This is a genomic window from Salipiger sp. PrR002, assembly GCF_010500775.1.
Taxonomy (GTDB): Bacteria; Pseudomonadota; Alphaproteobacteria; order Rhodobacterales; family Rhodobacteraceae; genus Salipiger.
Genome location: NZ_JAAGOU010000007.1, coordinates 1 through 24,074, shown reverse-complemented (window position 1 = coordinate 24,074; position 24,074 = coordinate 1). Strand labels below are relative to the sequence as shown.

Annotated in this window: 28 protein-coding genes; 8 read left to right on the top strand and 20 right to left on the bottom strand. The window is 65.3% G+C overall.

Annotated features, from left to right (window positions below; genetic code table 11):
- Window positions 1-95 precede the first annotated feature (95 nt).
- On the top strand, window positions 96-746 hold the full coding sequence (locus tag G0A00_RS09100; protein WP_164184137.1) for a hypothetical protein: 651 nt from the start codon (window positions 96-98) through the stop codon (window positions 744-746).
- Between the two features lie 13 nt (window positions 747-759).
- Here G0A00_RS09100 and G0A00_RS09095 read toward each other — a convergent pair whose 3' ends face one another.
- From G0A00_RS09095 to yajC, 10 genes are all read right to left on the bottom strand, one after another.
- Window positions 760-1,491 (bottom strand): DUF3445 domain-containing protein, encoded by a 732-nt coding sequence (locus G0A00_RS09095; protein WP_164184139.1) that lies wholly within the window; start codon window positions 1,489-1,491, stop codon window positions 760-762.
- A 386-nt stretch (window positions 1,492-1,877) separates the two neighbouring features.
- Complete coding sequence (locus G0A00_RS09090) at window positions 1,878-2,429, bottom strand: DsbE family thiol:disulfide interchange protein (protein ID WP_235953224.1); 552 nt, start codon at window positions 2,427-2,429, stop codon at window positions 1,878-1,880.
- Window positions 2,422-2,580: a heme exporter protein CcmD gene (ccmD, locus tag G0A00_RS09085; RefSeq protein WP_193789490.1), complete on the bottom strand. Its 159-nt coding sequence runs from the start codon at window positions 2,578-2,580 to the stop codon at window positions 2,422-2,424. Before ccmD ends, G0A00_RS09090 begins: the two co-directional genes overlap by 8 nt.
- Window positions 2,577-3,305: a heme ABC transporter permease gene (locus G0A00_RS09080; protein WP_164184141.1), complete on the bottom strand. Its 729-nt coding sequence runs from the start codon at window positions 3,303-3,305 to the stop codon at window positions 2,577-2,579. The genes ccmD and G0A00_RS09080 overlap by 4 nt, the downstream gene beginning before the upstream one ends.
- 86 nt (window positions 3,306-3,391) lie before the next feature.
- On the bottom strand, window positions 3,392-4,048 hold the full coding sequence (gene ccmB / locus G0A00_RS09075) for a heme exporter protein CcmB (RefSeq protein WP_066105998.1): 657 nt from the start codon (window positions 4,046-4,048) through the stop codon (window positions 3,392-3,394).
- Complete coding sequence (gene ccmA / locus G0A00_RS09070) at window positions 4,045-4,659, bottom strand: heme ABC exporter ATP-binding protein CcmA (protein WP_164184143.1); 615 nt, start codon at window positions 4,657-4,659, stop codon at window positions 4,045-4,047. The genes ccmB and ccmA overlap by 4 nt, the downstream gene beginning before the upstream one ends.
- A 135-nt stretch (window positions 4,660-4,794) precedes the next feature.
- On the bottom strand, window positions 4,795-5,148 hold the full coding sequence (locus G0A00_RS09065; RefSeq protein WP_066105995.1) for an Mth938-like domain-containing protein: 354 nt from the start codon (window positions 5,146-5,148) through the stop codon (window positions 4,795-4,797).
- Window positions 5,149-5,544: 396 nt separating this feature from the next.
- Window positions 5,545-6,513, bottom strand: a complete 969-nt coding sequence (gene secF, locus G0A00_RS09060; RefSeq protein ID WP_164184145.1) for a protein translocase subunit SecF — start codon at window positions 6,511-6,513, stop codon at window positions 5,545-5,547.
- A gap of 3 nt (window positions 6,514-6,516) precedes the next feature.
- Window positions 6,517-8,178, bottom strand: coding sequence for a protein translocase subunit SecD (gene secD / locus G0A00_RS09055; RefSeq protein ID WP_164184147.1), 1,662 nt, complete (start codon window positions 8,176-8,178; stop codon window positions 6,517-6,519).
- A gap of 25 nt (window positions 8,179-8,203) precedes the next feature.
- Window positions 8,204-8,491, bottom strand: coding sequence for a preprotein translocase subunit YajC (gene yajC, locus G0A00_RS09050; protein WP_066105986.1), 288 nt, complete (start codon window positions 8,489-8,491; stop codon window positions 8,204-8,206).
- A gap of 226 nt (window positions 8,492-8,717) precedes the next feature.
- Here yajC and G0A00_RS09045 point away from each other — a divergent pair, with 226 nt between their 5' ends.
- Genes G0A00_RS09045 through G0A00_RS09035 form a run of 3 tightly spaced genes read left to right on the top strand, consistent with a single transcriptional unit; the run spans window position 8,718 to window position 11,488 of the window.
- Window positions 8,718-9,428 (top strand): serine protease, encoded by a 711-nt coding sequence (locus tag G0A00_RS09045; RefSeq protein ID WP_235953225.1) that lies wholly within the window; start codon window positions 8,718-8,720, stop codon window positions 9,426-9,428.
- 50 nt (window positions 9,429-9,478) lie between these two features.
- Window positions 9,479-10,771: a serine--tRNA ligase gene (serS, locus tag G0A00_RS09040; RefSeq protein ID WP_164184149.1), complete on the top strand. Its 1,293-nt coding sequence runs from the start codon at window positions 9,479-9,481 to the stop codon at window positions 10,769-10,771.
- Between the two features lie 15 nt (window positions 10,772-10,786).
- Complete coding sequence (locus tag G0A00_RS09035; protein WP_164184151.1) at window positions 10,787-11,488, top strand: hypothetical protein; 702 nt, start codon at window positions 10,787-10,789, stop codon at window positions 11,486-11,488.
- Window positions 11,489-11,650: 162 nt separating this feature from the next.
- Here G0A00_RS09035 and G0A00_RS09030 read toward each other — a convergent pair whose 3' ends face one another.
- On the bottom strand, window positions 11,651-11,935 hold the full coding sequence (locus tag G0A00_RS09030; RefSeq protein WP_164184153.1) for a hypothetical protein: 285 nt from the start codon (window positions 11,933-11,935) through the stop codon (window positions 11,651-11,653).
- 383 nt (window positions 11,936-12,318) lie between these two features.
- On the opposite strand from G0A00_RS09030, the gene G0A00_RS09025 reads away from it, so the two are divergent.
- A complete protein-coding gene (locus G0A00_RS09025; RefSeq protein WP_164184155.1) occupies window positions 12,319-12,741 on the top strand; it encodes a DoxX family protein in 423 nt (140 codons plus the stop codon).
- Between the two features lie 88 nt (window positions 12,742-12,829).
- On the opposite strand, the gene der is transcribed toward G0A00_RS09025, so the two are convergent.
- Entirely contained in the window at window positions 12,830-14,308 is a 1,479-nt protein-coding gene (gene der / locus G0A00_RS09020) for a ribosome biogenesis GTPase Der (RefSeq protein WP_164184157.1), read from the bottom strand.
- Between the two features lie 279 nt (window positions 14,309-14,587).
- The gene (locus tag G0A00_RS09015) at window positions 14,588-16,114 is read right to left on the bottom strand and encodes an aldehyde dehydrogenase (NADP(+)) (protein ID WP_164184159.1); all 1,527 of its coding nucleotides are present in this window, start codon (window positions 16,112-16,114) and stop codon (window positions 14,588-14,590) included.
- A 539-nt stretch (window positions 16,115-16,653) separates the two neighbouring features.
- Between G0A00_RS09015 and G0A00_RS09010 the strand changes: the two genes are divergently transcribed.
- Complete coding sequence (locus G0A00_RS09010) at window positions 16,654-17,319, top strand: PRC-barrel domain-containing protein (RefSeq protein ID WP_164184161.1); 666 nt, start codon at window positions 16,654-16,656, stop codon at window positions 17,317-17,319.
- A gap of 10 nt (window positions 17,320-17,329) precedes the next feature.
- Here G0A00_RS09010 and G0A00_RS09005 read toward each other — a convergent pair whose 3' ends face one another.
- From G0A00_RS09005 to G0A00_RS08985, 5 genes are all read right to left on the bottom strand, one after another.
- Window positions 17,330-18,061 carry a gamma-glutamyl-gamma-aminobutyrate hydrolase family protein gene (locus G0A00_RS09005; RefSeq protein ID WP_066105953.1) on the bottom strand — a complete coding sequence of 244 codons (732 nt, stop codon included), beginning with the start codon at window positions 18,059-18,061 and terminating at the stop codon, window positions 17,330-17,332.
- Window positions 18,049-19,026: an amidoligase family protein gene (locus G0A00_RS09000; protein WP_164184165.1), complete on the bottom strand. Its 978-nt coding sequence runs from the start codon at window positions 19,024-19,026 to the stop codon at window positions 18,049-18,051. The genes G0A00_RS09005 and G0A00_RS09000 overlap by 13 nt, the downstream gene beginning before the upstream one ends.
- Complete coding sequence (locus tag G0A00_RS08995; RefSeq protein ID WP_164184167.1) at window positions 19,010-20,809, bottom strand: sensor histidine kinase; 1,800 nt, start codon at window positions 20,807-20,809, stop codon at window positions 19,010-19,012. Before G0A00_RS08995 ends, G0A00_RS09000 begins: the two co-directional genes overlap by 17 nt.
- A 116-nt stretch (window positions 20,810-20,925) precedes the next feature.
- Window positions 20,926-21,486, bottom strand: a complete 561-nt coding sequence (locus G0A00_RS08990; RefSeq protein WP_066105943.1) for an RNA polymerase sigma factor — start codon at window positions 21,484-21,486, stop codon at window positions 20,926-20,928.
- Complete coding sequence (locus G0A00_RS08985) at window positions 21,483-21,653, bottom strand: NepR family anti-sigma factor (protein WP_164184169.1); 171 nt, start codon at window positions 21,651-21,653, stop codon at window positions 21,483-21,485. Before G0A00_RS08985 ends, G0A00_RS08990 begins: the two co-directional genes overlap by 4 nt.
- A gap of 122 nt (window positions 21,654-21,775) precedes the next feature.
- On the opposite strand from G0A00_RS08985, the gene G0A00_RS08980 reads away from it, so the two are divergent.
- Window positions 21,776-22,576: a response regulator gene (locus G0A00_RS08980; RefSeq protein ID WP_164184171.1), complete on the top strand. Its 801-nt coding sequence runs from the start codon at window positions 21,776-21,778 to the stop codon at window positions 22,574-22,576.
- Between the two features lie 169 nt (window positions 22,577-22,745).
- Here the strand turns inward: G0A00_RS08980 and G0A00_RS08975 are convergent, their stop codons facing one another.
- Window positions 22,746-22,910: a DUF1328 domain-containing protein gene (locus G0A00_RS08975; protein ID WP_083191243.1), complete on the bottom strand. Its 165-nt coding sequence runs from the start codon at window positions 22,908-22,910 to the stop codon at window positions 22,746-22,748.
- A gap of 31 nt (window positions 22,911-22,941) precedes the next feature.
- The gene (locus G0A00_RS08970; RefSeq protein WP_066105939.1) at window positions 22,942-23,130 is read right to left on the bottom strand and encodes a PLDc N-terminal domain-containing protein; all 189 of its coding nucleotides are present in this window, start codon (window positions 23,128-23,130) and stop codon (window positions 22,942-22,944) included.
- Between the two features lie 748 nt (window positions 23,131-23,878).
- On the opposite strand from G0A00_RS08970, the gene G0A00_RS08965 reads away from it, so the two are divergent.
- The coding region (locus tag G0A00_RS08965; protein WP_164184173.1) for an acetyl-coenzyme A synthetase N-terminal domain-containing protein at window positions 23,879-24,074 on the top strand (196 nt) is incomplete at its 3' end.

Genomic DNA, 24,074 nt, shown 5'->3' with positions numbered 1-24,074 from the left:
GAGCACTTGCCCACCCATGGGCAATTTCCCGCCCGATTTTCTCCCCATTTGCCACGCAAATTTTCCGTCAAAGGCGTTCCAGAAGGAAAACGACAATGACGGGCAAAGCCCCCTACGCAGCTCTTCACCTGCCGCTCGATGCTGGCAACCCCGATCTGTTCGAATTGCTCAAGGCCGCAGGCAAGGCCCTTCTCGAACATGACAACGGCACTGGCCGCCCGCTGCGTATCTCGCGCCGCCGCCTTGCGCTGATGGGCGACCGTCTGGGCCTGTGCCTGAGCCACTTCAAGGCCAGCGGCGGCAAGGGCCCGAGAGTTGTGGTTCGGGTGCTCAGCCGCGACGGCGGCATCGCGCGGGGCGCCCGCGCCATTGCCCTGCTGCTCGAAGCCGTGCGCAGCCTCTCGGCGCTCAGCGGCGCCACCGAGATTGAATGGCTCTCTCCCGACACAAGGCTCACTCCGGACACGCTGCCCGAGCAATCGCAGCGCGAACTGCGCAAGCGCTTCACCGCGCTCGACACCGCCGAAGAGCGCGCTTTGACCGAAAGCATCCGCGCCGCCATGGATCGCCACGCTGGCGCAGGGTCCAGCGCAGCAAGCGCCCCATCGGAGCCAGAGCGCAAAGCGCCCAAGCCGGTGAACGGATGGGTGACCACAGGCGCCATGGCCGTGCTGAGCTTTCCCGCTGCGCTGGTGCTCGCGGTGGTTGGCGGCATCCGTGGCGGCGACCTGCGGACCGCTCCGTAGTCAGCCCCGCGCCCTAGAGCGTCTCTGGACCGCGCCGCACCACATAGGTGTGGATCGAAAACACCACGGCGCGGGTCTCGGGCAGGCGCAAAAGGCATTGCCGTTCCGAGCGCAGGTAAGGCGCCGTCTTCGGAGAAGCCCGGTCGTTGTTGCTGCGCCGGGGCACCGGCTGGTGCAGCAGCGGATCGTCATGGAAAAGCCGGTTGACCCGCATCAGTGGCCGCCCCGGCTGAACCCCGTCGAACAGGCGCTGCACCCGCCGCCCGATATTCTCGTCATACTCGGGGATCGGCACATGGATGATGCTGAGCGGACGCGAGATCTTATCCGCCAGCCGCCACCCCGCCGGAAAGCACAGCACGGCTCCGGTCAGCACGTGCTCATCGCCGCGCTTTTGCAGCAGGCACAGATCCTCCTGCACCAGAACGCCAAGCGTGCCCATGGGATCGCCCCGGTCCAGCGTCACCACCACACCGTCGGGACGTGTCACCTGCTCGCCGTCCCGCGCATAGCCTTCGGGCAGATGCGCCAGTACCACCTCCAGAAGTTCCTGCGCCGCGGGCATCGCCTCAGGCTCGATCCCCAGCACGGTCTCGCGCACCTCGCGCAGCAGGCGCGCGCGCTCTTCCATCTGCGCCGCGAAAGCGTCATCGACCTGCAGCCAGTCCGCCGGATCGAGCGGGGCGATGCCCGGCAGCGGCTTCAACTGGCTCAGGTCATAGGGAATCTGCGCCTGCAGGATCATCGCATTGGGTCTCCGCTCTTGGCCCTTCGAAGGGGCAGTTGCCCCCGAAACGGTGGCGCGATTCCGCGTTGCGCCGCAAGGGGATCGCTGGGTCAGCTGCGCAAAGGAGGCATCGGTCGCGCCTGAAATGAGCAGGTTCAGACCACCGCGGCGACACCCGCCACTGGAGCCTTCCCCGGCTTTCGTCGTTCTGCAAATACGCAAATCCGCGCCCTGCCCGCATCAGCCTGCGCGTGGCATGGGCCGGACGCCTCCGGCGGGCGTATTTGCGGAACAATGAAAACACCCGTTGGACCGAGACTTGCAGAGCTGCCCCGCCAAGTGCGGCGGGCGCCCTTTCATCTTTCCCCAAATACTCGATGCCCGGCGTTTCCGCCTGCGCGCGCTCAGGGCTCGAGATCGCGGCCCAAAGCCTGCTCCAGCGCGGGCAGGAAATCTTCGGTGTAAAGCGTGCCGGCGAGCGGGCCGACGTGCTTGTGCAGCACCGTGCCCTCACCGTCCAGGATGAAGGTCTCGGGCGGGCCGGTGACGCCCCATTCGATGGCGGCGCGGCCCTGCGGGTCGAACGGCACGCCGATGAAGGGCGAGCCGTCCTCGGTGAGATAGCCCGAGGCGGCGCCGGTCTTGTCTTTGTAGTTCACCCCGACGATGCGCACGCCCTGCTCGGCCAGATGCAGCAGTACCGGATGTTCGGCGCGGCACGGCGGGCACCAGCTGGCCCAGAAGTTCACCACCGTCACCTCGCCCGAGCGCAGCGCCGCATCGGCCACTTCGGGGAAGCCTTCGAGCGTCTGCGGCGGCAGCGCCGGGGCGCTCTTGCCGAGGAAGGTCGAGGGCAGCGTGTTGGGATCGCCACGCTGCATGCCGAAATAGGCCATCACCGCGAAGGCGGCAAAGATCACCGGCGGGATCACCATCAGCGGCGAGATCTTAGCCATGCCGTTTCACCCGATCTTCGATTTTCTGCAATTCGGCGCGCACCTTGCGCGCGCGGGCGATGCTCAGCGCCACGACCACGATGATCAGCCCGAGGCTGACGCCATAGGACGCCAGAACCGCGAAGGCGTATTTTCCCAGATCGGGCATCATGTGCGTCCCTCCCGCGCCAGCAGCGCGCGCGACCGGCGGGCGCGAATTTCCGTCTGGGTGCGCAGGAAGACCAGCGCCACGAAGAGCAGCACGAAGCCCGCGATGCAGACCAGCAGCGGATACCAGAAGACATCGGCCACGTTCTCTTCCTTGTCCATGGACAGCGAGGCGCCCTGATGCAGCCCTTGGTTCCAGAACAGCACCGCATAGCGCGACAGCAGCGCGAAGACCGAGCCGACGAGGCAGAGGATCGAGGTGAGATCGGCGGCGGTGTCGTCATTCTCGATCGCCGACCACAGCGCCATATAGCCGAGGTAGAAAAGGAACAGGATCAGGAAGGAGGTCAGACGCGGATCCCAAGCCCACCATGTGCCCCACATCGGCTGCCCCCAGAGCGCGCCGGTGGCCAGCGCGATCACCGTGAACACCGCGCCCACCGGGGCGGCGGCGCGGGCCGCCAGCGCCGAGACGTGGTGGCGCCGGATGATCCAGATCAGCGAGGCGACCAGCATCATGATCCACGCGTTGATCGCCATCAGCGCCGAGGGCACATGCAGGTAGATGATCTTCACCGTCGAGCCCTGCCGGTAATCGTCGGGCGTGAAGAAATAGCCCCAGACCAGCCCTGCCGCGAGGCAGAGCACCGCCCCGGCCGACACCCATGGCAGGATGCGGTCCGTGGTGCGGATGAATTTTACCGGATTGGCGTATTCCCAGATCGACATGGGCCTCCCCTAGCGCAGCTCACGCCCCGTTACACTTCAAATATTCGGCAAGCGCAATCTCTGGCGCCCGCCCCGGCTGTGGCGCGTCAGCGCAGATTGATGCGCAGCACCGCCGCGCTGGCGAAGGGCAGCAGCGCCAGCGTGCCAAAGCTGATCCCCGCAAGCATCAGCAGCGGCGTCTGCACCGCCAGCCCCTCGGCCCCGCGCCGCGCCACTTCGGCGCCGAAGATCAGCGTCGGCACATAGAGCGGCAGCACGAGGATCGACAGCAGCAGCCCGCCACGCTTCAGCCCCACGGTCAGCGCCGCCCCAAAGGTGCCGATGACCGACAGCGCCGGTGTGCCGAGCGCCAGCGAGACCAGCACCCAAAGATAGCCCGAGGGCGGCAGGCTCAGCAGCACGCCAAGCGCGGGCGCGGCAAGCACCAGCGGCAGGCCGGTGGTGATCCAATGCGCCAGCGCCTTGATGGTGACGATCCCCTCCATCGGCAGCGGCGCGGTGGCCAGCAGGTCGAGCGAGCCATCCTCCCAGTCGAGCGCGAAGATCCGGTCGAGCGACAGCAGGCAGGCCAGCAGTGCGCCGATCCACAGCACGCCGGGCGCGATGCGCGACAACAGCCCGGTCTCCGGGCCGACGCCGAATGGAATGAGCACCGTGACGATCAGGAAGAACGCAAGGCCGAGGCCAAAGCCGCCCCCTGCCCGCACCGCCAGCCGCAGGTCCCGTAGAAGTAGCGCGATCACAGGAAGGCCTCGTCCTCTATGGAGACGCGCGGCGCCGCCTTGAACGGGGTGACGTCGAGGATCTCTGCCTCGTTAAGCCCCAGATCGATATGCGTCGCCATGAGCGCCGAGCCGCCGCCCGCCAGATGACCGCGCACCGCGTCGGCGAAGCGCGCCACCGAGGCAGCGTCAAGCGACACGGTGGGCTCGTCCAGCACCCAGACCGGACGGCCGGTGACCATCAGCCGCGCAAGGCCCAAGCGGCGCTTTTGCCCCGCCGAGAGCGTGCCCGCAGGCCGGTCTTCGAGCCCGCGCAGATCGAAGGCGTCAAGCGCCGGGTCAATGTCGGATTGCGCAAAGACCTGCGCCCAGAAGCGCAGGTTCTCAGCCACCGTCAGCATGGATTTGAGACCGTCGGAATGGGCGGCATAGGCGATGCGCTCGCCCGCGCCTTCGATCGTGCCGCTGAACGCGGGCTGCAGCCCCGCGATGCTGCGCAGAAGCGTTGTCTTGCCCGAACCATTGGGCCCGCGCAAAACCAAGGCACGTCCGGGGGCGAGCGTAAAGCTCAGCCCCTCCAGCACCGGCACCCCTCCCCGGGCCACGGCCAGATCGCGAACAGATAGGTCCATGCTTTCGCTTACCTCAGTGATGAGGTTCGGGAAAGCGCGAAAGCCGCGCCGCGACAAGCTGTTGCAGGAAAATGGCTGGTCCGGTCTGATCATCGCTAGGGGATGACGCCACGGACTGGCTGGGATGGGTAATCGTCAGACGGGCAGCGCGGCCAGCGCAACCCGGCGTCCCTCACCCAGCAGCACGTTGTAGGTGCGGCAGGCAGAGGGAGAGTTCATCACTTCGACGCCGACACCGGCCTCTTCGAGCCGGGCCGAAAGCGCCTTGGGCAGCAGGGCGATATCGCCGCCGGTGCCGACAAAAATCACGTCGACCTCGCCCGCGAGCGCGACCAGCGTCTCTTCGTCCGAGAGCCCCGCCCAGGACTTCATGCCCTGCGGCGAGATGCAGACGCCGCCATCGACCGGCCGACCGCCGATACGAAAGAAGCCCGGGCCATAACCCTCGACAGGCATGGCATCGCTAAAGTTGATTTCGTTCATCCGCATGGTTCTTCCCCTAGTCCCACACAGGCGATCCGACGCGGACCGCACTTCCATGAACGCGCAGGCCAAGACGCGGTACACCCCTCCCACGTCAACATACGACGCCTGGCCTAGCCGCGTGGCCGCACTTTATGACACATCGGTGAAGAATCAAATGAATTTTGCCGCACAGCAGCATTGGCGCCCTAGCCGGGGTGGCGGGCGCCCTTGTGTATGGAATTTGACACTAGCGCGCCTATGCCAAGGACCCAATGCGCTAACCTAAAGTCTAGTCCTGCAACACTGCGTTTCCGGACGTTCTGCACAAAGCTTGATCACTGCCGGGGCATCCCCCGGCGACCAAACGAAAAAAGGGGCCGACGATGCGGCCCCTTCCATACCAGAATGGAACTCTGCGCCTCAGACGCTGGTCCCGGATTTCTTGGCTTCGACCTCGGCCTCGGGCTTGGACCAGTCGCGTTTGACGCCGAACCACAGCAGCAGCGCCGAGGCGATGAACACCGACGAATAGGTGCCGACGAAGACGCCCCAGATCATCGCGAAGACGAATCCGCGGATCACATCACCGCCCAGAGCAAACAGCGCGAAGAGCGCCAGCAGCGTGGTGAAGGAGGTCATGAAGGTCCGGCTGAGCGTCTCGTTGATCGACAGGTTCAGCACGTCCTTGAGCTCGGTCTTCTTGTATTTGATCAGGTTCTCGCGGACCCTGTCAAAGACCACCACCGTATCGTTGAGCGAGTAGCCCACGATGGTCAGCAGCGCCGCGATGGTGGTGAGGTCGAACTTGATCTGCAGTTCCGAGAAGACGCCGATCGTGAGGATCACGTCGTGCACCAGCGCCAGCACGGCCCCGGCGGCGAACTGCCATTCGAACCGCAGCCAGATGTAGATCAGCACCGCGCCGATCGCCAGAGCCACGGCCTCGACGGCGGTCCAGATCAGCTCGCCCGAGACTTTCGGACCAACGGATTCCACCGAGACAAACTTGATGTCCGGCGAGACGCTCTGCAGCGCCGCCTCGACGGTGGCGATGGTTTCCGGGGTCACCGACTCCACATCGTTCTGCGCCTGAATGCGCACCATGGCGACGTTCTGATCCGGCCCAAAGGACGGGTCGAACACCTCGGAGATGACCACATCCCCCAGCCCCAGCGCGCCGAGCGCGTCGCGGTAAGCGCCGACGTCGACGGCCTCCGTGCTTTGGGTCCGGATGGTGGTGCCGCCGCGGAAGTCGATGCCGTAGTTCAGGCCGCGGATGCCGAAGCTGGCCAGCGCGAGCACGAGCATGACGCCCGAAATGCCCAGCCACAGCTTCCAGTGCTTGAAGAAGTCAAAGCTCGTATTGTCGGGAATGACGCGAAGACGCATGGCTCAGACCTCGATGGTTTTGGGACGGCGACGTTCGAACCACATCGCGATCAGCAGCCGGGTGACATAGATCGCGGTGAAGACCGAGGTGACGATGCCGAGGCCAAGGGTGATGGCGAAACCGCGCACCGGACCCGAGCCCATGACATAGAGGATGATCGCCGTGATGATGGTGGTGATGTTGGCGTCGACGATGGCCGAAAGCGCCTTTTCATAGCCAAGCTCGATGGCACGGGCCGGGCCGCGCGCGGTCTTCAGTTCCTCGCGGATACGCTCGAAGATCAGCACGTTGGCGTCCACAGCCATACCCACGGTCAGCACGATGCCAGCGATGCCGGGCAGCGTCAGCGTGGCGCCGATGGTCGACAGCAGGCCGAAGATCAGGCCGATGTTGATGATCAGCGCGACGTTGGCGAAGAGGCCAAACAGACCATAGCTGGCCCACATGAAGCCCAGCACCGCGACAAAGGCGACACCGGTGGCGAGCTTGCCCGCGTCGATGCTGTCCTGCCCCAGTTCCGGCCCGATGGTCCGCTCTTCGAGGAAGTCGAGCCCCGCAGGCAGCGCACCGGCGCGCAGCAGCACGGCGAGATTGGTGGATTCCTCGACGCTGAAGTTGCCGGTGATGATGCCCGAGCCACCGGGAATGTGGCTCTGGATCACCGGGGCCGAGATCACCTCGTCGTCGAGCACGATGGCGAAGGGCGAGCCGATGTTCTCGGCGGTGTAATCGCCGAACTTGCGCGCGCCGCCGGGGTTGAAGCGGAAGGTCACCGCCGGGCGGCCGTTCTGGTCAAAGCTGGGCTGGCTGTCGGTCAGTTCCTCGCCGGTGACGACGGGGGCCTGCTCGAGCACATAATAGACGCCCTCTTCATCCATCGACGGCAGCAGCTCATTGCCGACGCCGGGGGTGGTGTCGGCATTGGTGGTGCGGCTGACGACCGGCTGGAAGGTCAGCTGCGCGGTGGTGCCGATGATGTCCTTGAGCTCTGCAGCCGAGCCGACGCCCGGCACCTGGATCAGGATGCGGTCGTTGCCCTGACGCTGGATCGTCGGCTCACGCGTGCCGACCTCGTCGATACGGCGGCGGATGATCTCCAGCGACTGCTGCATGGTGCGCTCGTCGGTGGCCTGTTTCTCGGCGTCCGACAGCGTCACCACGATCTCGTCGCCGTCGCCCGCGACCTGCAGGTCGTTGGCGCCCGCGCCGGTGAGCGAGGTCACGGGGCGTGCAAGGCCGCGCACCAGTTCCAGCGCGCTGGCCATGCCGTCGGGGTTGGAGATGCGCACGCGCAGCTCGCCGGGCTGAGAGGGCTGCAGGCGGATGGTGCCGACGGTGTCGCGCTCGGGGCGCAGGATGTCACGCACGTCCGGCCAGAGGGTTTCGAGCCGCGAGGCATAGACCTCATCCAGCTTGACCTCGGCCAGCAGGTGAGCGCCGCCGCGCAGGTCGAGACCGAGGTTCACCAGCCCCGAGGGCAGCCAGTTCGGCCAGCTGGCCGCGGCCTCTTCACGCTCGGGCGTGGCACCGGATTTCTCGATCGCGGCAACCGCGTCGTTGTGGGATTCTACCCTGTTATAGAACAGGTTAGGGCTGGCCAAGGCCAGCCCTACGATCACAAGCGCCCAGATTGTCAGGCGTTTCCAAAGATCGATCTGAAGCATTGTCGTGGGCGCTTTCGCGTTGGGATCAGGATTCTGCGGGCTCGGTCTTCGACAGGACCTGAGCGACGGTGCTCTGCACCACGCGGACCTTCACACCCTCGGCGATCTCGACCTCGACTTCGCCGCCTTCCTTGACCTTGGACACCTTGCCGATCAGGCCACCCTGGGTAACGATCTGGTCGCCGCGGCGCAGAGCGTTCACCATCTTCTGGTGCTCTTTGACCTTCTTCTGCTGGGGACGGATCAGCAGGAAGTACATGATACCGAAGATCAGGATCAGGGGAACGAACTGGGCAATTGCGCTGCCATCCATGGGCGGGCTCCTCTTGGTGTATGTTGGGGGACACCCCCCGCAAAATTTGGCCGGAACCTATGTGCGATCCTCCGCCGATGCAAGGCGCGATGGCAGCGGTCACACCGCATGCACAAAGGATGCACGGGCCATGCGCACACGTGTGCGTGATGGACGCTGGGGAAGCCTGCCCCTAGGTTGGCCCAAGAGATTGCACGAGGGCCTCAGAAGGATGCGGATTTCGGTCATGTTCGGTACGTCGATGGGACGGCTTCTGGCCCCGACCCTCCTCCTCGCCCTCCTGCTCCTCGCCCTGCCCGCCGCTGCGGCGGACCTTCCGCCCTTGCCGCCCGAGGACCATGCCCAGTGGCAGGCGATCGGGCGGGTCAATACCAAGGGTTACAACCGGCGCGGCATGTGTTCGGGCACGCTCGTCGCGCCCGATCTGGTGCTGACCGCCGCCCATTGCGTCGCCGGGGCCGAGGGCGACCCGCTGCGGCCGGAGCGGCTGCATTTCGTCGCAGGCTGGCTGGGCGGGGACTTTGCCGATCACGCCGCCGTCGCCTCCTATGAGGTGCACCCGCAAGCCTATTCGGGCCACCGTATCGACATCGAGCATGACCTTGCCCTTCTCAGCCTCGCGCATCCGCTCGAGGTGACGCCGCTGACGCTGGGGGATGCGCCCGCGCCGCCCTTCGCGGTGATCGGCTATCATGATCTGCGGCCCAACCGGCTTTCGGCGCGCTTTGACTGCGGCGGCGCGCTGGACCATGCGCTGCTGCGCCTGTCGTGCCCGGTGCGGCACGGCAATTCCGGCGGCCCGGTACTGACGCAAACCGACGGGATCTGGCGCATCATCGGCGTCGTGAGCGCCACCAATGCGCAAACCAGCCTCGCGGTACCGGTGGATCGCTGGCTGAGGGATCGCCTTCCGCACGGCGCCCTCTACACTCCCTGAGCGATTCAGGGCATAACCCGCGCGAGTCGCAGACAAAGAGGATTAGACCGATGCATGACATCCGCGCCATTCGCGAAAACCCCGCCGCCTTTGATGCGGCGCTCTCGCGCCGGGGTGTGGAGAATGCCTCGGCCCCCGTGCTGGCGCTGGACGAAGAGCGCCGCGCCGCGATCCACGCCGCCGAAACCGCGCAGGCGGCGCAGAAGGCCGCCTCCAAGGACGTGGGCAAGGCCAAGGCCAGCGGCGATGAGGCCGAGTTCGAGCGGCTGCGCGCGCTGGTCGCCGAGAAGAAGGCCGAAGTCGCCGAGATGCAGGCCAAGGCCAAGGATCTCGACGCGCAGCTGACCGACATGCTGATGGGCATCCCCAACCTGCCCTATGACGACACGCCCGATGGTGCCGACGAAGACGACAACGTCGAGATCCGCCGCTGGGGTGAGCCGAGGGCGCTTGGCTTCGAAGCCAAGGAGCATTTCGAGCTGCCCGCCGTGATCCCCGGCATGGACTTCGAGACCGCCGCCAAACTCAGCGGCTCGCGCTTTGTGGTGCTCTCGGGCGCCGTGGCGCGTGTGCACCGGGCGCTGGCGCAGTTTATGCTCGACACCCACATCGAAGAGAACGGGCTCGCCGAGACCTGGACCCCGGTGCTGGTGCGCGATGAGATGATGTATGGCACCGGCCAGCTGCCGAAGTTCGGCGAGGACAGCTATCAGACCCGCGAGGGCTGGTGGCTCGTGCCCACCGCAGAGGTGACGCTGACCAATATCGTCAACGGAATGACGGTGGACGAAGGCTATCTGCCGCGCCGCTATGTGGCGCACACCCAGTGCTTCCGCTCCGAGGCGGGCTCGGCGGGCCGCGACACCGCGGGCATGCTGCGCCAGCACCAGTTCGAGAAGGTCGAGATGGTCTCGGTGACGCATCCGGACAAGAGCCGCGAAGAGCACGACCGCATGACCAAATGCGCCGAGGGGATCCTTGAAAAGCTCGGCCTGCCCTATCGCACCGTGGTTCTGTGCACCGGCGACATGGGCTTCACCGCGTGCCGCACGCATGACATCGAGGTCTGGCTGCCCGGTCAGAACCAATACCGCGAGATCAGCTCGGTCTCGACCTGCGGCGATTTCCAAGCCCGCCGGATGAACGCGCGCTTCAAGCCTGCAGATGGCGGCAAGCCCGAGTTCCTGCATACGCTGAACGGCTCGGGCCTCGCCGTCGGGCGCTGCCTGATCGCGGTGCTGGAGAACGGCCAGCAAGAGGACGGCTCGGTGGACTTGCCCGAGGCGCTGCATCCGTGGCTGCGCGGCAAGACCCGCATCGCCGCTGACGGCACGTTGGTATAAGGGGGCGGGCCTGAGATGATCTGGGTCCGGCCGCTTCTGCTGTTCCTCGCGGCGGTCGCCTTTGCGGCCTCGCCGCTGGTGTTTCCCGGGTTCAACGGGTTCGCGCCGGACGCCTTTCCCGTGCCGCAGATCGACCCGCCGGTGCAACCGGCGGGCTATGCCTTCGCGATCTGGGGGCTGATCTATCTCTGGCTGATCGCGGGCACCGGCTTTGGCCTCTTCCGCCGCTCGGATGATTTCGACTGGATGGATCACCGCGACCCGCTGCTGGTCAGCCTCGCGGTGGGCATCTTCTGGCTGCCGGTGGCGCAGGCCTCACCGATCGCCGCCACCGCGATGATCTGGGTGATGCTGGTCACCGCGCTGCTGGCCCTGTTCCGCGCCGGTGACATGGATCGCTGGTGGCAAATCGCGCCCATCGCGATCTATGCAGGCTGGCTCTCTGCGGCCTCCTGCGTCTCGGTCGGCCTGCTGCTGTCGGGCTACGGGCTGCTGCCGCAGACCCCGGCGGCGCTGCTGGCACTGGCGCTGGCGCTGGCGCTCTCGGTGACCATCCAATACCGGCTGCACCGCGCGCCGCTCTACGGCATCACGGTGATCTGGGCGCTGGTGGCGGTGATCGTCGCCAATGCCAGCCCGTTCAACATCGCCGTTGCCGGACTGGCCGCCGCAGGCATCGTGGCGATCCTCGCGCTGCGCGGAACCGACACCGAATAAGCCGGCCGCCTGCCCTTCGCCGACATGAAATCACCCTCACAGGATATCCCGTGAGGGTGTTTTTTATCTGGATGCTGTCGGGGTGTCCTGCACTCTGGCGGACCCGCCGAATAGCCCCCTCCCTAACCCGCGCTCGGCTCATTTGAGCCGACTTTAGGCCTGTCAGTCGACCGGGATCATGACGACGGTGGTTCTGATCTCGTAAGGCAGGATTACGATTTCATGCACTTCCGGGTCGTCACCCGAGATCGAGATCTGGGTTGCAGCTTCGCAGATCTTGGCTTCTGCCTCGGTCATGGACCCTGCGTTTTCTTCTGCTGCCATAGCGATTTCATCAGCGATGGCGATGACGAAACCGTCACATTTCACCTGCTTGGTATTTGCCATGGCTGCGCCAGACGCCATCACAAGAACAGCCGCGATTGCGGAAAGATGAGTCAATTTCATTCCAAATACTCCAGATCAATGTGACTCGAAGGTTAACCAGAGCCCTTTAATCTTGCAACCTTCTGTTGCGTAAGGGCGCCAAGCGCACACTTATGCTGCGAGTGCGAAGGCGCTCAAAACCGCCTAACTGCACACGCTAAAGGGCCTTTCCGACGCGCTCAAAGCCCGGATGAGTTGTCGCGCGCAGGCCGCGGCAGTGCGGCAGATCCTGGGTGGCATCAAGGTCTGGCATGCATAAAACCCCCAGAAATCGCCTCATATTGAGAATACCGCGAGGATAATATTCCAACAACTTACCACATTATCGCGGCAGTCGCGCGCCGCTATCTCTGCCTCATCAAATGATACGCCGCCAAACGCGGCCCCGATCTTGGAGAGATACAATGACTAACATCCTGCAATCGCTTGGTTTCGGCTCAACAAATTCGATCCTCACCGCCACCTTGCTGCTGCGCGTCGCGCTTGGCGCGCTCTTCCTCGCCCACGCGTGGCTGAAGGTCTTCGTCTTCACCCCCAGCGGCGCGGCACAATACTTCGCATCGCTCGGCGTGCCCGGCGTCATGGCCTATGTCACGATCGCCGCCGAGGTCTTGGGCGGTTTTGCGCTCATCCTCGGGTTCCAGACCAGCCTCGTGGCGCTGCTGCTGATCCCGGTGCTGCTTGGTGCCGCCATCCTCGCCCACGGTCCGAACGGCTTTTGGTTCACCAACGAAGGCGGCGGCTGGGAATATCCGGCGTTCTGGGCGCTGGCGCTGCTGGTGCAATCGCTGCTCGGCGGCGGGTTGCTGGCCATCACCAAGGGCTGAGCCCTTCGCCACCGCGAAACAGAAACGCGAAACAAAAAGCGCCGGAGCCTCCGCTCCGGCGCTTTTCCATGTCCCAAGGGTGCGGCCCTTAGCCCTTCTGTTTGGGCAGCTTGCCGAGGTGCTTTTTCAGCGCACCGGCGTTCTTCTCGCGCTTGCCCTTCCAGGGGTTCTTGTCGCCCTGCCCGCGCAGCGTCAGGCGGATCGGCGTGCCGGGCATGTCAAAGGCTTCGCGCAGCCCGTTCACCAGATAGCGGGTGTAGCTGTCGGGCATGTCCTGCGGGCGCGAGCACATCACCACGAACCCCGGCGGGCGGGTCTTGGCCTGCGTCATATAGCGCAGCTTGATGCGGCGGCCCTGCGGCGCGGGCGGCGGGTGGCTCGAGACCATGCCTTCGAGCCAGCGGTTGAGCTGGCCGGTCGACACGCGGCGGTTCCAGGTGGTCCAGGCCTTCATGATCGCCGCGTTCAGACGGTCGAGACCGCGCCCGGTCTTGGCCGAAACGGTGACCAGCGGCGCGCCGCGCAGCTGCGGCAGCAGCCGGTTGAAGGCTTCCTTGAGGTCGCGCAGCTTCTCCTGCTTGTGCTCCTCGACGTCCCATTTGTTGACCGCGATGACCACGGCGCGGCCCTCACGCTCGGCAAGGTCGGCAATGCGCAGATCCTGCTGCTCGAAGGGGATGGCCGCATCGAGCAGAACCACCACAACCTCGGCGAATTTCACCGCGCGCAGACCGTCGGAGACCGAGAGTTTCTCGAGCTTTTCCTGCACCTTGGCGCGCTTGCGCATACCGGCGGTGTCAAAGATGCGCATGGGCACGCCCTCCCAGTCCATACGGACCGAGATGGCGTCGCGGGTGATCCCGGCCTCGGGGCCGGTGAGCAGCCGGTCCTCGCCGAGGATCTTGTTGATCAGCGTCGACTTGCCCGCGTTGGGGCGGCCCACCACGGCGATCTGCAGCGGCTTGGTCGCGGTCGGCATCGGCAGCGTGGCCTCGCCGTCCTCACTGTCCAGGTCCTCATCCTCGACATCAAGCTCGACCTCCGGCGCCTCCTCGGCGGCGCGCTCGGCGAAGCCGTCGGCGAGCGGCTGCAGCGCGCTGTAGAGATCGGGCAGACCCTCGCCGTGCTCGGCGGAAAGCCGGATCGGCTCGCCAAGGCCGAGGCTATAGGCCTCGAGCACACCGGCATCGGCGGCAGAGCCCTCGCCCTTGTTGGCGGCAAGGATCACATGCGCCGAGCGCTTGCGCAGGATCTCGGCGAACACCTCGTCGGTGGGGGTCACGCCAACGCGGGCGTCGATCATGAAGAGGCACACATCGGCCATATCCACGGCGCGCTCGGTCAGCCGGCGCATACGGCCCTGAAGGCTCTCGTCGGTGGCTTCTTCCAGACCGGCGGTGTCGATCACGGTAAAGCGCAGATCGCCCAGCTTGCCCTCGCCCTCACGCAGGTCGCGGGTGACACCGGGCTGGTCGTCGACCAGCGCCAGCCGCTTGCCGACAAGCCGGTTGAACAGAGTGGATTTGCCAACGTTGGGGCGGCCGACGATGGCGAGGGAGAATGTCATGGCACGCACCTCTTGCGGATTCAAACCCCGCCTTTAGCGCAAAGCGCGGGCGGGAGAAAGGGATCTCGAACGCGGCCGCCGCTTAGGGCCGCCGCGCAGGGTTGCTTGGGGGCGCTGCCCCCGGCCGCTGCGCGGCCTCCCCCGGGATATTTCCGTCTAGACGAAGCAGCCCGAGCGCGCGCCCCTGCTTCTTCTCTTTAAAAATACGCAAATCCCAAAAGCAGACGCCCGCGCCACCCGTTCGGGGCAGCGCGGGCGCGGGCCGCATGAGCGCGGGGATTACGTCAGGTCGACCGGCAGCAGCGCATCGGGCAGGTTCTGATAGCTGACCGGGCGCAGGAAGCGGCGGATCGACATGGTGCCCACCGAGGTCGCCCCGAAGTTGGTCGAGGCCGGGTAAGGCCCGCCGTGGACCATCGCGTCGCAGACCTCGACGCCGGTCGGGAAGCCGTTGACCAACACCCGGCCCGCCTTGCGCTCGAGCACCGGCATCAGGCGCTGCGCCAGCGCGGTGTCCCCTTCATCCATATGGAGCGTCGCGGTGAGCTGGCCTTCGAAGCCGCGCGCCAGTTCGTCCATTTCGTCCGGACCCGAAACACGCACCACCAGACCGAGCGGGCCGAAGACCTCTTCGCCAAGCGCATGGTCCTGCAGGTAGTTGGCGGCGTCGGTCTCGAAGAGGTTGGGCAGCGCATTGCGGCCCTCGCTGTCGGTGACCAGCACCGGCTTCACGGCGTTGCGGCCATCGAAGCGCGACTTGCCGTCCTTATAGGCCTGCGCGATGCCATCGGTGAGCATGCACTGGGTGGTCACGCCCTTCAGCGCCTCGGCAGCCGCGGCCACGAAAGCGTCGCCCTCGGGGCCGGTCTCGACCACGGCGATGCCGGGGTTGGTGCAGAACTGCCCCGCGCCCATGGTGAGCGATCCCGCCCAGCCGGTGCCGATATCAGCGCCGCGCGCTTTCATCGCCTCGGGCAGCAGGAACATCGGGTTCACCGAGCCCAGCTCGCCGAAGAAGGGGATCGGCACGTCGCGCTGCGCGCAGAGATCAAAGAGGGCACGGCCACCGCCAAGCGATCCGGTGAAACCCACGGCGTTGATCAGCGGGTGCTGCACCAGCGCCTGACCGACGTCGCGCTTGCCACCCTGCACCAGCGAGAAGACGCCCTTGGGCATGCCGGTCTTTTCGATGGCGGCGAGGATCGCTTCGGCGACAATCTCGCCGGTGCCGGGGTGCGCGCCGTGGCCTTTGACGACCACCGGGCAGCCCGCGGCCAGCGCCGCAGCGGTGTCACCGCCCGCGGTGGAGAAAGCCAGCGGGAAGTTCGAGGCACCAAAGACGGCAACCGGGCCGATCGGGCGCTGCACCAGCTTGATGTCGGGGCGCGGCAGCGGCTGGCGGTCGGGCAGAGCCTTGTCGTGGCGGATGTCGAGGTAGTCGCCCTTCAGGATGTGCTCTGCGAACAGCCGCAGCTGGCCGGTGGTGCGGCCACGCTCGCCCTGCAGGCGGCCTTCGGGCAGGCCGGTTTCCTGCGTGCCGATCTCGGTGATCGCTTCGCCGCGCGCCTCGATCTCGTCGGCGATGGCGTTCAGAAACTCGGCGCGGGCCGCGCGGGTGGTGTAGCCATAGGTCCAGAAGGCTTCCTCGGCCGCCTTGCAGGCCTGATCGACCAGCTCGGGCGTGCCGACCGAATACTCATGGCTGGGGCCATGCGCGGGTTCGGAGGCGAAGGTGGTCTCGCCTGCCACCCACGCGCCGGCGATCAGGTGTTTGCCATGGGGGGTGAACACGGATTTGTCGAGCATCGAAATATCCTCTGCGTTTGCGCAGCCCCTCCCGGGCCGCGCTTGGATTCGGAAATGGTATACCAGCATCGGGCGGAGGGACGTCAAGCGCGGCAACCCGCAATCGGCCTCTGCGGAAGCTGTTCGCCCGTGGGGACAGCGGGCTGACATTGGGTGCGCGGGCGCTGTGCAGGCCGCAACTAAGGGACCTGACTATGCTTCGCAAAGGGCCGCAGACGCAGGAAGGCGGCACCCTTTGCGGGAACCGCCCTCCTCGTCGTGCTTCTTCTGCGCACGGAAGTCTTGCGTCCTTCCGGGCCGGTGGCCGGATCGGGTCGCTCGGGTCTAGCGCGAATTCCTGTCATGCTCCTTTTCACTCGTCAGGGCAAAGATCAGGACCGCGATGATGATAAGAGCGGCCAACCCGACGATAAAGATATCGATGGTCATGGCTGTCTCCTTTTGCGCTTGCCATGAGAACGCGGCAGCGCAGCGCCGGTTCCGGAACAGAATGTCGCATATCCGTGTTAAGATTTCGGAACCCAAGGAAAGGCGAAAACATGCTCATCTCGCTCTCGGACCTGCTCACATGGCGCCTCACGGGGGGCGAGCGCGATTTTGTGTTGCAGGATCTGCTGTTCGATCCCGACGGGCGCAAGCTGGCCTGGGCCATTGTCTCGCCCGCCGGTTTCGGTGCCGCCGAGCGGCTTCTGGTGACCGCCTCTTCGCTGGGGCTCCCCGAGGCACATGACCGCAGCCTGCCGCTGCATGTCACCGATGGCGAGCTTCAGCGCGCGCCGCGCATGGCGGGCGGGCGCGAGGATATGCTGGCGCTGATGGCGACCATGCCGCCGCTGGTGGTGGGGCCCTTCGGCTCGCCGCATGCGCCGCTGCCCGCGGGAACCCTGCCCGAGGCCGAGACCGACCCGCGCTGGGAGGCGGCGCTGGAACGCTATGAGAGCCTTGCGGATTGGATCGGCAAGCCGGTGTTCGGACGCGACGGCGAGGCGGGCAGCGTCAGCGACCTTCTTTATGAGGCGCAGACCGGGCGGCTGAGCCATATCGTCGTGGACAACGGCAAATTCTTTGGTCACGAGCGCCGGGTCGTGCCGATCTTCGAGATGGTCACCCATGCGGATGCCGATCACGGCGGCCATATCGTGCTCGACCTACCGCTGGCGCAGATCGAGACGGCGCCGCCGGTGGCCGATATGATCAGCGGCTGAGCGCCGCGCTTCAGCGGTCGAAGAACTGCGGCAGCGCCGCATCGGCCTCGGCGGCGTCCAACTGGCATTGAGCGTCGCGGCGGGCGCGGGCGGCGGCCACCAGCGCGCGGAAAAGACGCCGGTGCGCGCGGCGGTAGACGAGGTATTCAGGGTGCCATTGCACCCCCAGCGCAAAAGGATCGCTCAGCCGCTCGACCGCCTGCACCATGCCGCCATCGTCGCGCCCCGCGACGCGCAGCCCGTCACCGAGCCGGTCCACCGCCTGCGAGTGCAGCGCATTGACCCGCAGACAGTCGGTGCGCGCGGTGTGCGCCAGCAGCGTTTCCGACAGCACATCGACCTTCTTGCGCGGCAGCACCGTGCGGTAGCGCCGCGACGGGTGCACCGCATAGGCATCCGCGTGTAGCGTACCGCCGAGCACCACGTTGAGCATCTGCGCCCCGCGGCAAATCCCCAAGATCGGCATGTTGCGCTCGAACGCGCCGCGCAGGACGCCTTGTTCCAGCGCGTCGCGTTCCGGATCAAGCCGCACATCAAGCTGCAGCTCGCCGCCGTAGAGCGTGGGTTCGATGTCGTCGCCGCCGCCAATGACCACGCCATGCACGCCGTCGAGATCGACCTCGCGCCGCCCGGTCTGCCAGCGCAGCGCGCGGCCCCCGGCCAGCCAGACAGCGAAGGCCATGAAGGGAAAGACCCGCCAGCCCGACCTGCGCGAGACGGTGACCCCGATCAGAGGTCGCACAGCCCTGCCCCTTGCAGCATCCGCTCGACCCGATAGGACCAATCGAGGCGGATCGAGGTCAGCGCATCGCGGTGGTCGCGCCATGCGGCGCAGAGCCGCGCCAGCAAGTCGGCATCGCCCGCAACGGTTTCCACCAGCACCCAGCGGTTCCATTCCGTCGCGAGGGTCCAGCCCTTCTCGTCGATGCGGCAGTCGGGCAGACGCCAATGGTAGGTCGGGCGCGGCGAGACCAGTTCCATGTCCACCGCTTTGGCCACTTTCTCCTCGTCGAGATGGGCAAAGAGGCACAGCATGTCGAGCGAGTGGTTCCGCGACGGCGCAAGCTCGAGATAGGTGTCGATAAGCGCGTCCATCGTCGCGGGCGGCTTTTCGGCGGCCAGACGGTCGACAAGCGCCCGCGGATAGGGCGCGACCCATGTCATCACGCGGCGCGAGAAATCGGTGCCCGCGACGCGCTTGATGTAATCTTCGAGCAGCGCGTGGGCGGTGATCACCGGCATCACATCGGCATAGTCGGTCGACACGACCTCGGGGTTGAAATGCACCCCGAAGGCCGACAACACGCCGGTGCCAGTGCCCTCGGCCCCGGCCTCGCGCAGCGCCTGAATGGCGCGGTCGAACTCGGCGATCTGCGGAACTTCCAGCGGGTCCGAGACGATCTCGACCGGCACCACCGCGCGCGCCAGATCGCGGATCTGCCCGCCGACACCGTCATGGTCGAGCCGTTCCAGCGGCTGGCTGTCGAGGTAGACCTCGAAATTCCCCATGCCGCCGCCTTCGACCACCCAATGGCCGCGCTTTTCCTCGCGGGCGCTGCCGCCCAATTGTTTGACGAGGATGCGCGCCACCTGCGCCTCGGTGAGGCCCGAGAACTCGATCTCGACACCGATGCGGCGCGGTTTGCCTTCGGCGGTTTTGGGCCGCGGCAGCGGCAAAGGCTCGGTCAGATCAGTAGTCCGGGACATTGGGCATCCCCGTTGGAGTGGTTGGATCAGGGGTGAAATCTACCAGCGCGAAGTTGATGTACACACGGTATTCGCCGGTCTCTGTGTGATGCTGCTCGAGCGTGCCGCCCAGCTGCGTCGCGAAGGCCATCATCAGTTTCGAGCCCAGCCCGGCGGGCTCGCCGCGCATGCCCTGCGGGACCGCCTCTTCGGCTTCGGCCCTGCTATTTTGGGTCGAGGAGTTCAGCACCTCAAGCTCGGCCCGGCCAGCGGCCAAGCGCGCCAGACGGATTGACACGCGGGTGATGCCGTCGGCTCCGGGGGTGGCGTATTTCATCGCATTGGTCATCGCCTCGGCGGTGAGCAGCGACAGCGGCACCGCCTGATCGGGCACCGCCTCGATATCGTCGGCAGAGACCGTCAGATTGACCCGCCGCCCGCTGACCTCGGACATCTGCTCCATCTGCTGGACCAGATCCTTGAGCAGCGCACCGGCGTTCACATGACCAAGATCTTCGGTCTGATAGAGATTGCGGTGAATGGTGGCGAGGCTGCGCACCCGGTCCTGCAGCCGGTGCAGAATGGCGCGGGTCTCATCGCTGCGCGACTGGCGGATCTGCATGTTCATGATCGAGGAAATGAGCTGCAGGTTGTTCTTCACCCGGTGATGGACTTCCTTGAGAAGAATGGTCTTTTCGCGCAACGCGTTTTCCTGCTGCGCCTCGTCGCGCAGGATCGCATCGGCCATGTCGAGGAAATCGTCTTCCATATCTGCAAGTTCGGCGGGCATCGCTTCGTCACGGATCGCAGGCACCCGGCGCGACAGCGCAAAGGCGCGCATGCGCCGCGAGAGGCGCTTGATGTGGCGGATCACCAGCCGGTTGACAGCGAGGAAGGCGACGATCACCGAGGCCGCCCACATCAGGAACGGCAGAGCGGCGGCCATGACCGCCAGCCCATCGACACTGATCGCCTGCGCTTCGGCGTTCTTGCGGCTCCAGATGCCGATCGCGTGGATCATCCCCGGCACCAGCGGCGCGGCGGCATAGACCCGGGTCTCGCCGTCGGCGCTGCGCGCGGCAAAGCTCTGGGACTTGGCGCCGATCAGGCTCTGCAGGTCAAGATCCGCGGGAAGCAGCCTTTCGACATCCCCCACCTCTTCGCGGGAGGTGAGGATTTCACCGTGATCGTTGATGGTGATGAGATCGTCGAAATCGCTTGGTCCGCTCTCGCCATGACCGCGGGGCAGCAGCACCGAAGGCACCGAAAGCAGAACGTGACCGGCAAGCTCGCCACCCACGAAATAGGGCTGGGCCACAACGATCACCGAGCGCTGCGAGATCGCACCACGGATGCTGAGCCACGCGGTGGCCCCGGGCTCGTCAACGATGCGCTGAAGGCGCGGATACTCCGCCGCAGACAAGGGAATGCCGCGTGAATTGCACGCGACATCTCCGTCGAGGGTCATGATCCCGGCAAAGGAATAGCCCGGCGAGGCACCGAGATAGGCCGCCAACTGATCTGAGCACTCAACCGGGTCGCCCAATCTCTGGCCCAAGGTCGCGCCAAGCGCCTGCGCCCCGCCCTGCGCCCGCAGGATCGTCTCGCGCTCGCCAAGCGCGGCGGCTTCGGTCAGCGCAACAAGGCTGAGCTGAGAACGCAGACGCGTCTCTTCGGCCAGCTTGCTGGTTTGGAAATAAGCGACGACGCCGATGGGTACGAGGGCCAGCGACAGGAACAGAATGATCCGAGCGGCGAGACCTGTCGGCCTGCGTTGCCACACGCCGCCTGCAAGTGATTTCATGACACCTCTATCCGCTCTGCCCGCCTGCCGGTCCGGTGCGATCCATGCCACGCCGTATCCCGGGTCGTTGAACCGGCGCCATCATCGGGCGCCGGTGGTTTTCCTTGAAGGGCGCTTTAGCCCAGTGCTCCGCTGGGACGCGCGCCCGAGACCACGGCCATCGTGGCTTGGTCGGTCAGTTCGAGCCGGTCGTGCTCGTCAAGCTCCAGCAGTTCTGCCAGACGCGCCCGTGCGCGGTTCACCCGGCTTTTGATCGTGCCCACAGCAACGCCGCAGGTCTCGGCGGCCTCTTCATAGGCAAAGCCCTGCGCGCCAACGAGGATCAGCGCCTCGCGCTGTTCGTCGGTCAGCTTGGCGAAGGCACGGCGGAAGTCGTTCATCTGCAGACGACCGTCATGCGCCGGCTTTTCCGAAAGGCTTTCGGTAAAGACCCCTTCGGCATCCGACACTTCGCGCCCGGCCTTGCGGCGGTTCGAGTAGTAGGTGTTGCGAAGGATGGTGAAGAGCCAGGCGCGCATGTTGGTGCCCTGCTCAAATGTGTTGATCTTGGTCCACGCCTTGACCAGCGTGTCCTGCACCATGTCGTCGGCCAGCGCGGAATTGCGGGTCAGCGAGAAAGCGAAGGCGCGTAGCGCCGGAAGGTGATCGACGATCTCGTCACGAGGATCGGAACTCATGCATTGTCCCCGCCTTGGGTGCCACCGTTGTCGTCCTGCGCGCGCAGCTGTGCGATCAGGTCGAGGAACCGGTCGGGAACTTTCTCTTCGAGCATGTCCTGATAGACCCGCCGAAGATTTTCGTCGATGACCTCTGCCTCTTTGGTATTGCGCCGCGATTGTGTCATTGCCGCCGTTAGATCCTTGCCTTTGCAGAGGGGATTTTCTGCATCTATCTTTGCCGTATCAGGGAACCAATGCCGAGGTCCGGCGTTTGGTTCCCGAGAAAAGCGAAAAAAAGGACGTATTCATGACACAGGGCGATTTGGGCCAGACCATCGGCGCGGTCCTTCCCTATCTTCGTCGCTACGCGCGCGCGCTGACCGGCAGTCAGACCACCGGCGACAATTATGCAGCGGCGACCCTGGAAGCGATCCTTGCGGACCGCGAAGGCATTTCCTCCGCATCCTCGCCGAAGGTCGGCCTGTTCCACGTGTTCCACGGCATCTGGGCAAGCACCGGCGCGCCCGTCACCGAAGAGGCGACCGGCCCGCTTGCCAAAGCGCAGTCCCGCCTCTCGAAGCTGACCGCGAACAGCCGCGAAGCGCTGCTTCTGCACACGATCGAAGAGTTCTCCCTCGCCGAGGTTGGCGAGATCATGCAGATTTCCGAGGCCGAGGTGACCGAACTGGTGAACCTCGCACGTCAGGAGATGGCGGATGCGGTCACCGGCCGCGTGCTGATCATCGAGGACGAGGCGATCATCGCCATGGACCTCGAAAGCATCGTCGCCGATCTGGGCCACCGCGTCACCGGCGTGGCACGGACCCGCGCCGCCGCTGTGGAACTGGCGCAGCAAGAGACCCCCGATCTGGTTCTGGCCGACATCCAGCTGGCCGACAATTCCTCGGGCATCGACGCGGTGAACGACATCCTTGGTGCGCTGGGGGATCGCCCGGTGATCTTCATCACCGCCTTCCCCGAGCGTCTGCTTACAGGCGAACGCCCGGAACCGGCCTTCCTGATCTCCAAGCCTTACTCGGAAGAGCAGGTTCGTTCGGCGGTCAGCCAGGCGATGTTCTTCTCGTCGACGGAAACCCTTAAGGCCTGATCCAGAGCTCGGTCCCGGCGCCGCCCACCGGCCCCTGATCACCCGCCCTGCGATCATTGAAAACCCCGCCCTGTTTGGCGGGGTTTTCTTTTTGTGGCAAAGCCTTGCGGCAAAGACCTGATGCGATGAGAGAAAAGCGTGGGCGGCGGGATACGCCGCCCATCTGCGATCAGGTCTTGCGTACGAACCGCATGATCAGCGTCACCACGAAAAGCACAAGGAAGATGAAGAACAGCACCTGTGCGATGCCCGCCGAGGCGGAAGCGATGCCGCCAAAGCCGAAAAGTGCGGCCACGATGGCGACGACGAAGAAGAGAAGTGCCCAGTACAGCATTGAAGTATCCTCCAGAAAATTCAGTCGATGATCAAACCGTGGCGCGGCTCGATTTCGGGCCCGCGATCAGCCAGATGATGAAGCCCAGCACCGGCAGGATGATGATGAGCAGCGTCCAAAGCACCTTGGCGCCCGTGCTGGCGCTGGAGCCGAGCACCGAGACGATGGCCCAGATATCCAGAACCAAAACGATGAAGCCGCCGATTCCTGCAAATTCCATGACGTGATCTCCTTTTCTCGTAACGGCAGGCACATCTTGCCAGCCCGGTGCCCGAGGGCTCCGGCCCCGCGGAGGAGCTCCGCGTGATCCGTCTTGCTACATGATCGTCCGGTCCGGTCCCGCGCCCTGCGCCTCGCCGTTCCGTCTCCTGTCAAGAACCCGCAATGTGGAAAAAGGTTCCGCACGGCCTCACGGTTGCGCGAGAGCCGCCCGGTGCAATCGCCGGGCGGGTGGCTGATCAGGCTGGCTGATCAGGCGCAAGTTGGCAGGCGGAGAAGGTCGAGCGGCGAGGCCAGATGCAGCGCAACAGGCAGCAGGGTCGATCCACCATTGCGCCTATACGGGGGGAAAATCGCTTACGGGCGCACCCCTCTCCGCCCTAACGTCACCTTGTCGGCGAGTCGCACGGAGGGCATGCGCCTTCTCGGTGATCCAGAAGCTTAGGCGCAAACATGGTATACCACGGCACACTGCATCAGATTGTCACACCCACGCTGTGGGATAGCTTTTCTGTAAGGCGTCCTCAGAGAGGCTTTGCGACGTTACGTCAGTTCATTGGAATGCAATGTGTTTCCGGTCTGACCGCAAAGATTTTTACAAAATGCTGCACTGCAGGGCAAATGATTTACAAAAAAAATCTTAGTTTACTGTACCTTATTCAAATATTTTCGATCTGGGGTATGATCCTTGCCAGGGATGGACATTGTCGCACGGCGACATCGAAGAGAATGGACCTAGGGAGGACCTCATGAAAGACGACGCCCAGACTGCGCCCACCGGGACCTACGCCCCGTCCGAGGAGTTCGCCAAGACCGCCCATGTGAGCGCGGCCCAATACGACGAGATGTATGCCCGCTCGATCACCGACCCCGAGGGGTTCTGGGGCGAGCAGGCCCAGCGTCTGGAGTGGATGGCGCGGCCGACGAAGATCAAGGACACCTGCT

What these genes read in the sequence shown, in the direction of transcription:
- G0A00_RS09010 (WP_164184161.1), top strand. Translation starts at nt 16,654, where the DNA reads ATGCTCATCTCGCTCTCGGACCTGCTCACATGGCGCCTCACGGGGGGC.
- G0A00_RS08990 (WP_066105943.1), bottom strand. Translation starts at nt 21,486, where the DNA reads ATGAGTTCCGATCCTCGTGACGAGATCGTCGATCACCTTCCGGCGCTA.
- der (WP_164184157.1), bottom strand. Translation starts at nt 14,308, where the DNA reads ATGACATTCTCCCTCGCCATCGTCGGCCGCCCCAACGTTGGCAAATCC.
- G0A00_RS09030 (WP_164184153.1), bottom strand. Translation starts at nt 11,935, where the DNA reads ATGAAATTGACTCATCTTTCCGCAATCGCGGCTGTTCTTGTGATGGCG.
- G0A00_RS08995 (WP_164184167.1), bottom strand. Translation starts at nt 20,809, where the DNA reads ATGAAATCACTTGCAGGCGGCGTGTGGCAACGCAGGCCGACAGGTCTC.
- ccmA (WP_164184143.1), bottom strand. Translation starts at nt 4,659, where the DNA reads ATGGACCTATCTGTTCGCGATCTGGCCGTGGCCCGGGGAGGGGTGCCG.
- G0A00_RS09035 (WP_164184151.1), top strand. Translation starts at nt 10,787, where the DNA reads ATGATCTGGGTCCGGCCGCTTCTGCTGTTCCTCGCGGCGGTCGCCTTT.
- G0A00_RS09090 (WP_235953224.1), bottom strand. Translation starts at nt 2,429, where the DNA reads ATGGCTAAGATCTCGCCGCTGATGGTGATCCCGCCGGTGATCTTTGCC.
- secD (WP_164184147.1), bottom strand. Translation starts at nt 8,178, where the DNA reads ATGCTTCAGATCGATCTTTGGAAACGCCTGACAATCTGGGCGCTTGTG.
- G0A00_RS08970 (WP_066105939.1), bottom strand. Translation starts at nt 23,130, where the DNA reads ATGGAATTTGCAGGAATCGGCGGCTTCATCGTTTTGGTTCTGGATATC.
- G0A00_RS09045 (WP_235953225.1), top strand. Translation starts at nt 8,718, where the DNA reads ATGTTCGGTACGTCGATGGGACGGCTTCTGGCCCCGACCCTCCTCCTC.
- serS (WP_164184149.1), top strand. Translation starts at nt 9,479, where the DNA reads ATGCATGACATCCGCGCCATTCGCGAAAACCCCGCCGCCTTTGATGCG.
- G0A00_RS09025 (WP_164184155.1), top strand. Translation starts at nt 12,319, where the DNA reads ATGACTAACATCCTGCAATCGCTTGGTTTCGGCTCAACAAATTCGATC.
- G0A00_RS09015 (WP_164184159.1), bottom strand. Translation starts at nt 16,114, where the DNA reads ATGCTCGACAAATCCGTGTTCACCCCCCATGGCAAACACCTGATCGCC.
- secF (WP_164184145.1), bottom strand. Translation starts at nt 6,513, where the DNA reads ATGCGTCTTCGCGTCATTCCCGACAATACGAGCTTTGACTTCTTCAAG.
- ccmD (WP_193789490.1), bottom strand. Translation starts at nt 2,580, where the DNA reads ATGATGCCCGATCTGGGAAAATACGCCTTCGCGGTTCTGGCGTCCTAT.
- G0A00_RS08975 (WP_083191243.1), bottom strand. Translation starts at nt 22,910, where the DNA reads ATGCTGTACTGGGCACTTCTCTTCTTCGTCGTCGCCATCGTGGCCGCA.
- G0A00_RS09065 (WP_066105995.1), bottom strand. Translation starts at nt 5,148, where the DNA reads ATGCGGATGAACGAAATCAACTTTAGCGATGCCATGCCTGTCGAGGGT.
- G0A00_RS09095 (WP_164184139.1), bottom strand. Translation starts at nt 1,491, where the DNA reads ATGATCCTGCAGGCGCAGATTCCCTATGACCTGAGCCAGTTGAAGCCG.
- G0A00_RS08980 (WP_164184171.1), top strand. Translation starts at nt 21,776, where the DNA reads ATGACACAGGGCGATTTGGGCCAGACCATCGGCGCGGTCCTTCCCTAT.
- G0A00_RS09100 (WP_164184137.1), top strand. Translation starts at nt 96, where the DNA reads ATGACGGGCAAAGCCCCCTACGCAGCTCTTCACCTGCCGCTCGATGCT.
- G0A00_RS09000 (WP_164184165.1), bottom strand. Translation starts at nt 19,026, where the DNA reads ATGTCCCGGACTACTGATCTGACCGAGCCTTTGCCGCTGCCGCGGCCC.
- G0A00_RS08985 (WP_164184169.1), bottom strand. Translation starts at nt 21,653, where the DNA reads ATGACACAATCGCGGCGCAATACCAAAGAGGCAGAGGTCATCGACGAA.
- yajC (WP_066105986.1), bottom strand. Translation starts at nt 8,491, where the DNA reads ATGGATGGCAGCGCAATTGCCCAGTTCGTTCCCCTGATCCTGATCTTC.
- G0A00_RS09080 (WP_164184141.1), bottom strand. Translation starts at nt 3,305, where the DNA reads ATGTCGATCTGGGAATACGCCAATCCGGTAAAATTCATCCGCACCACG.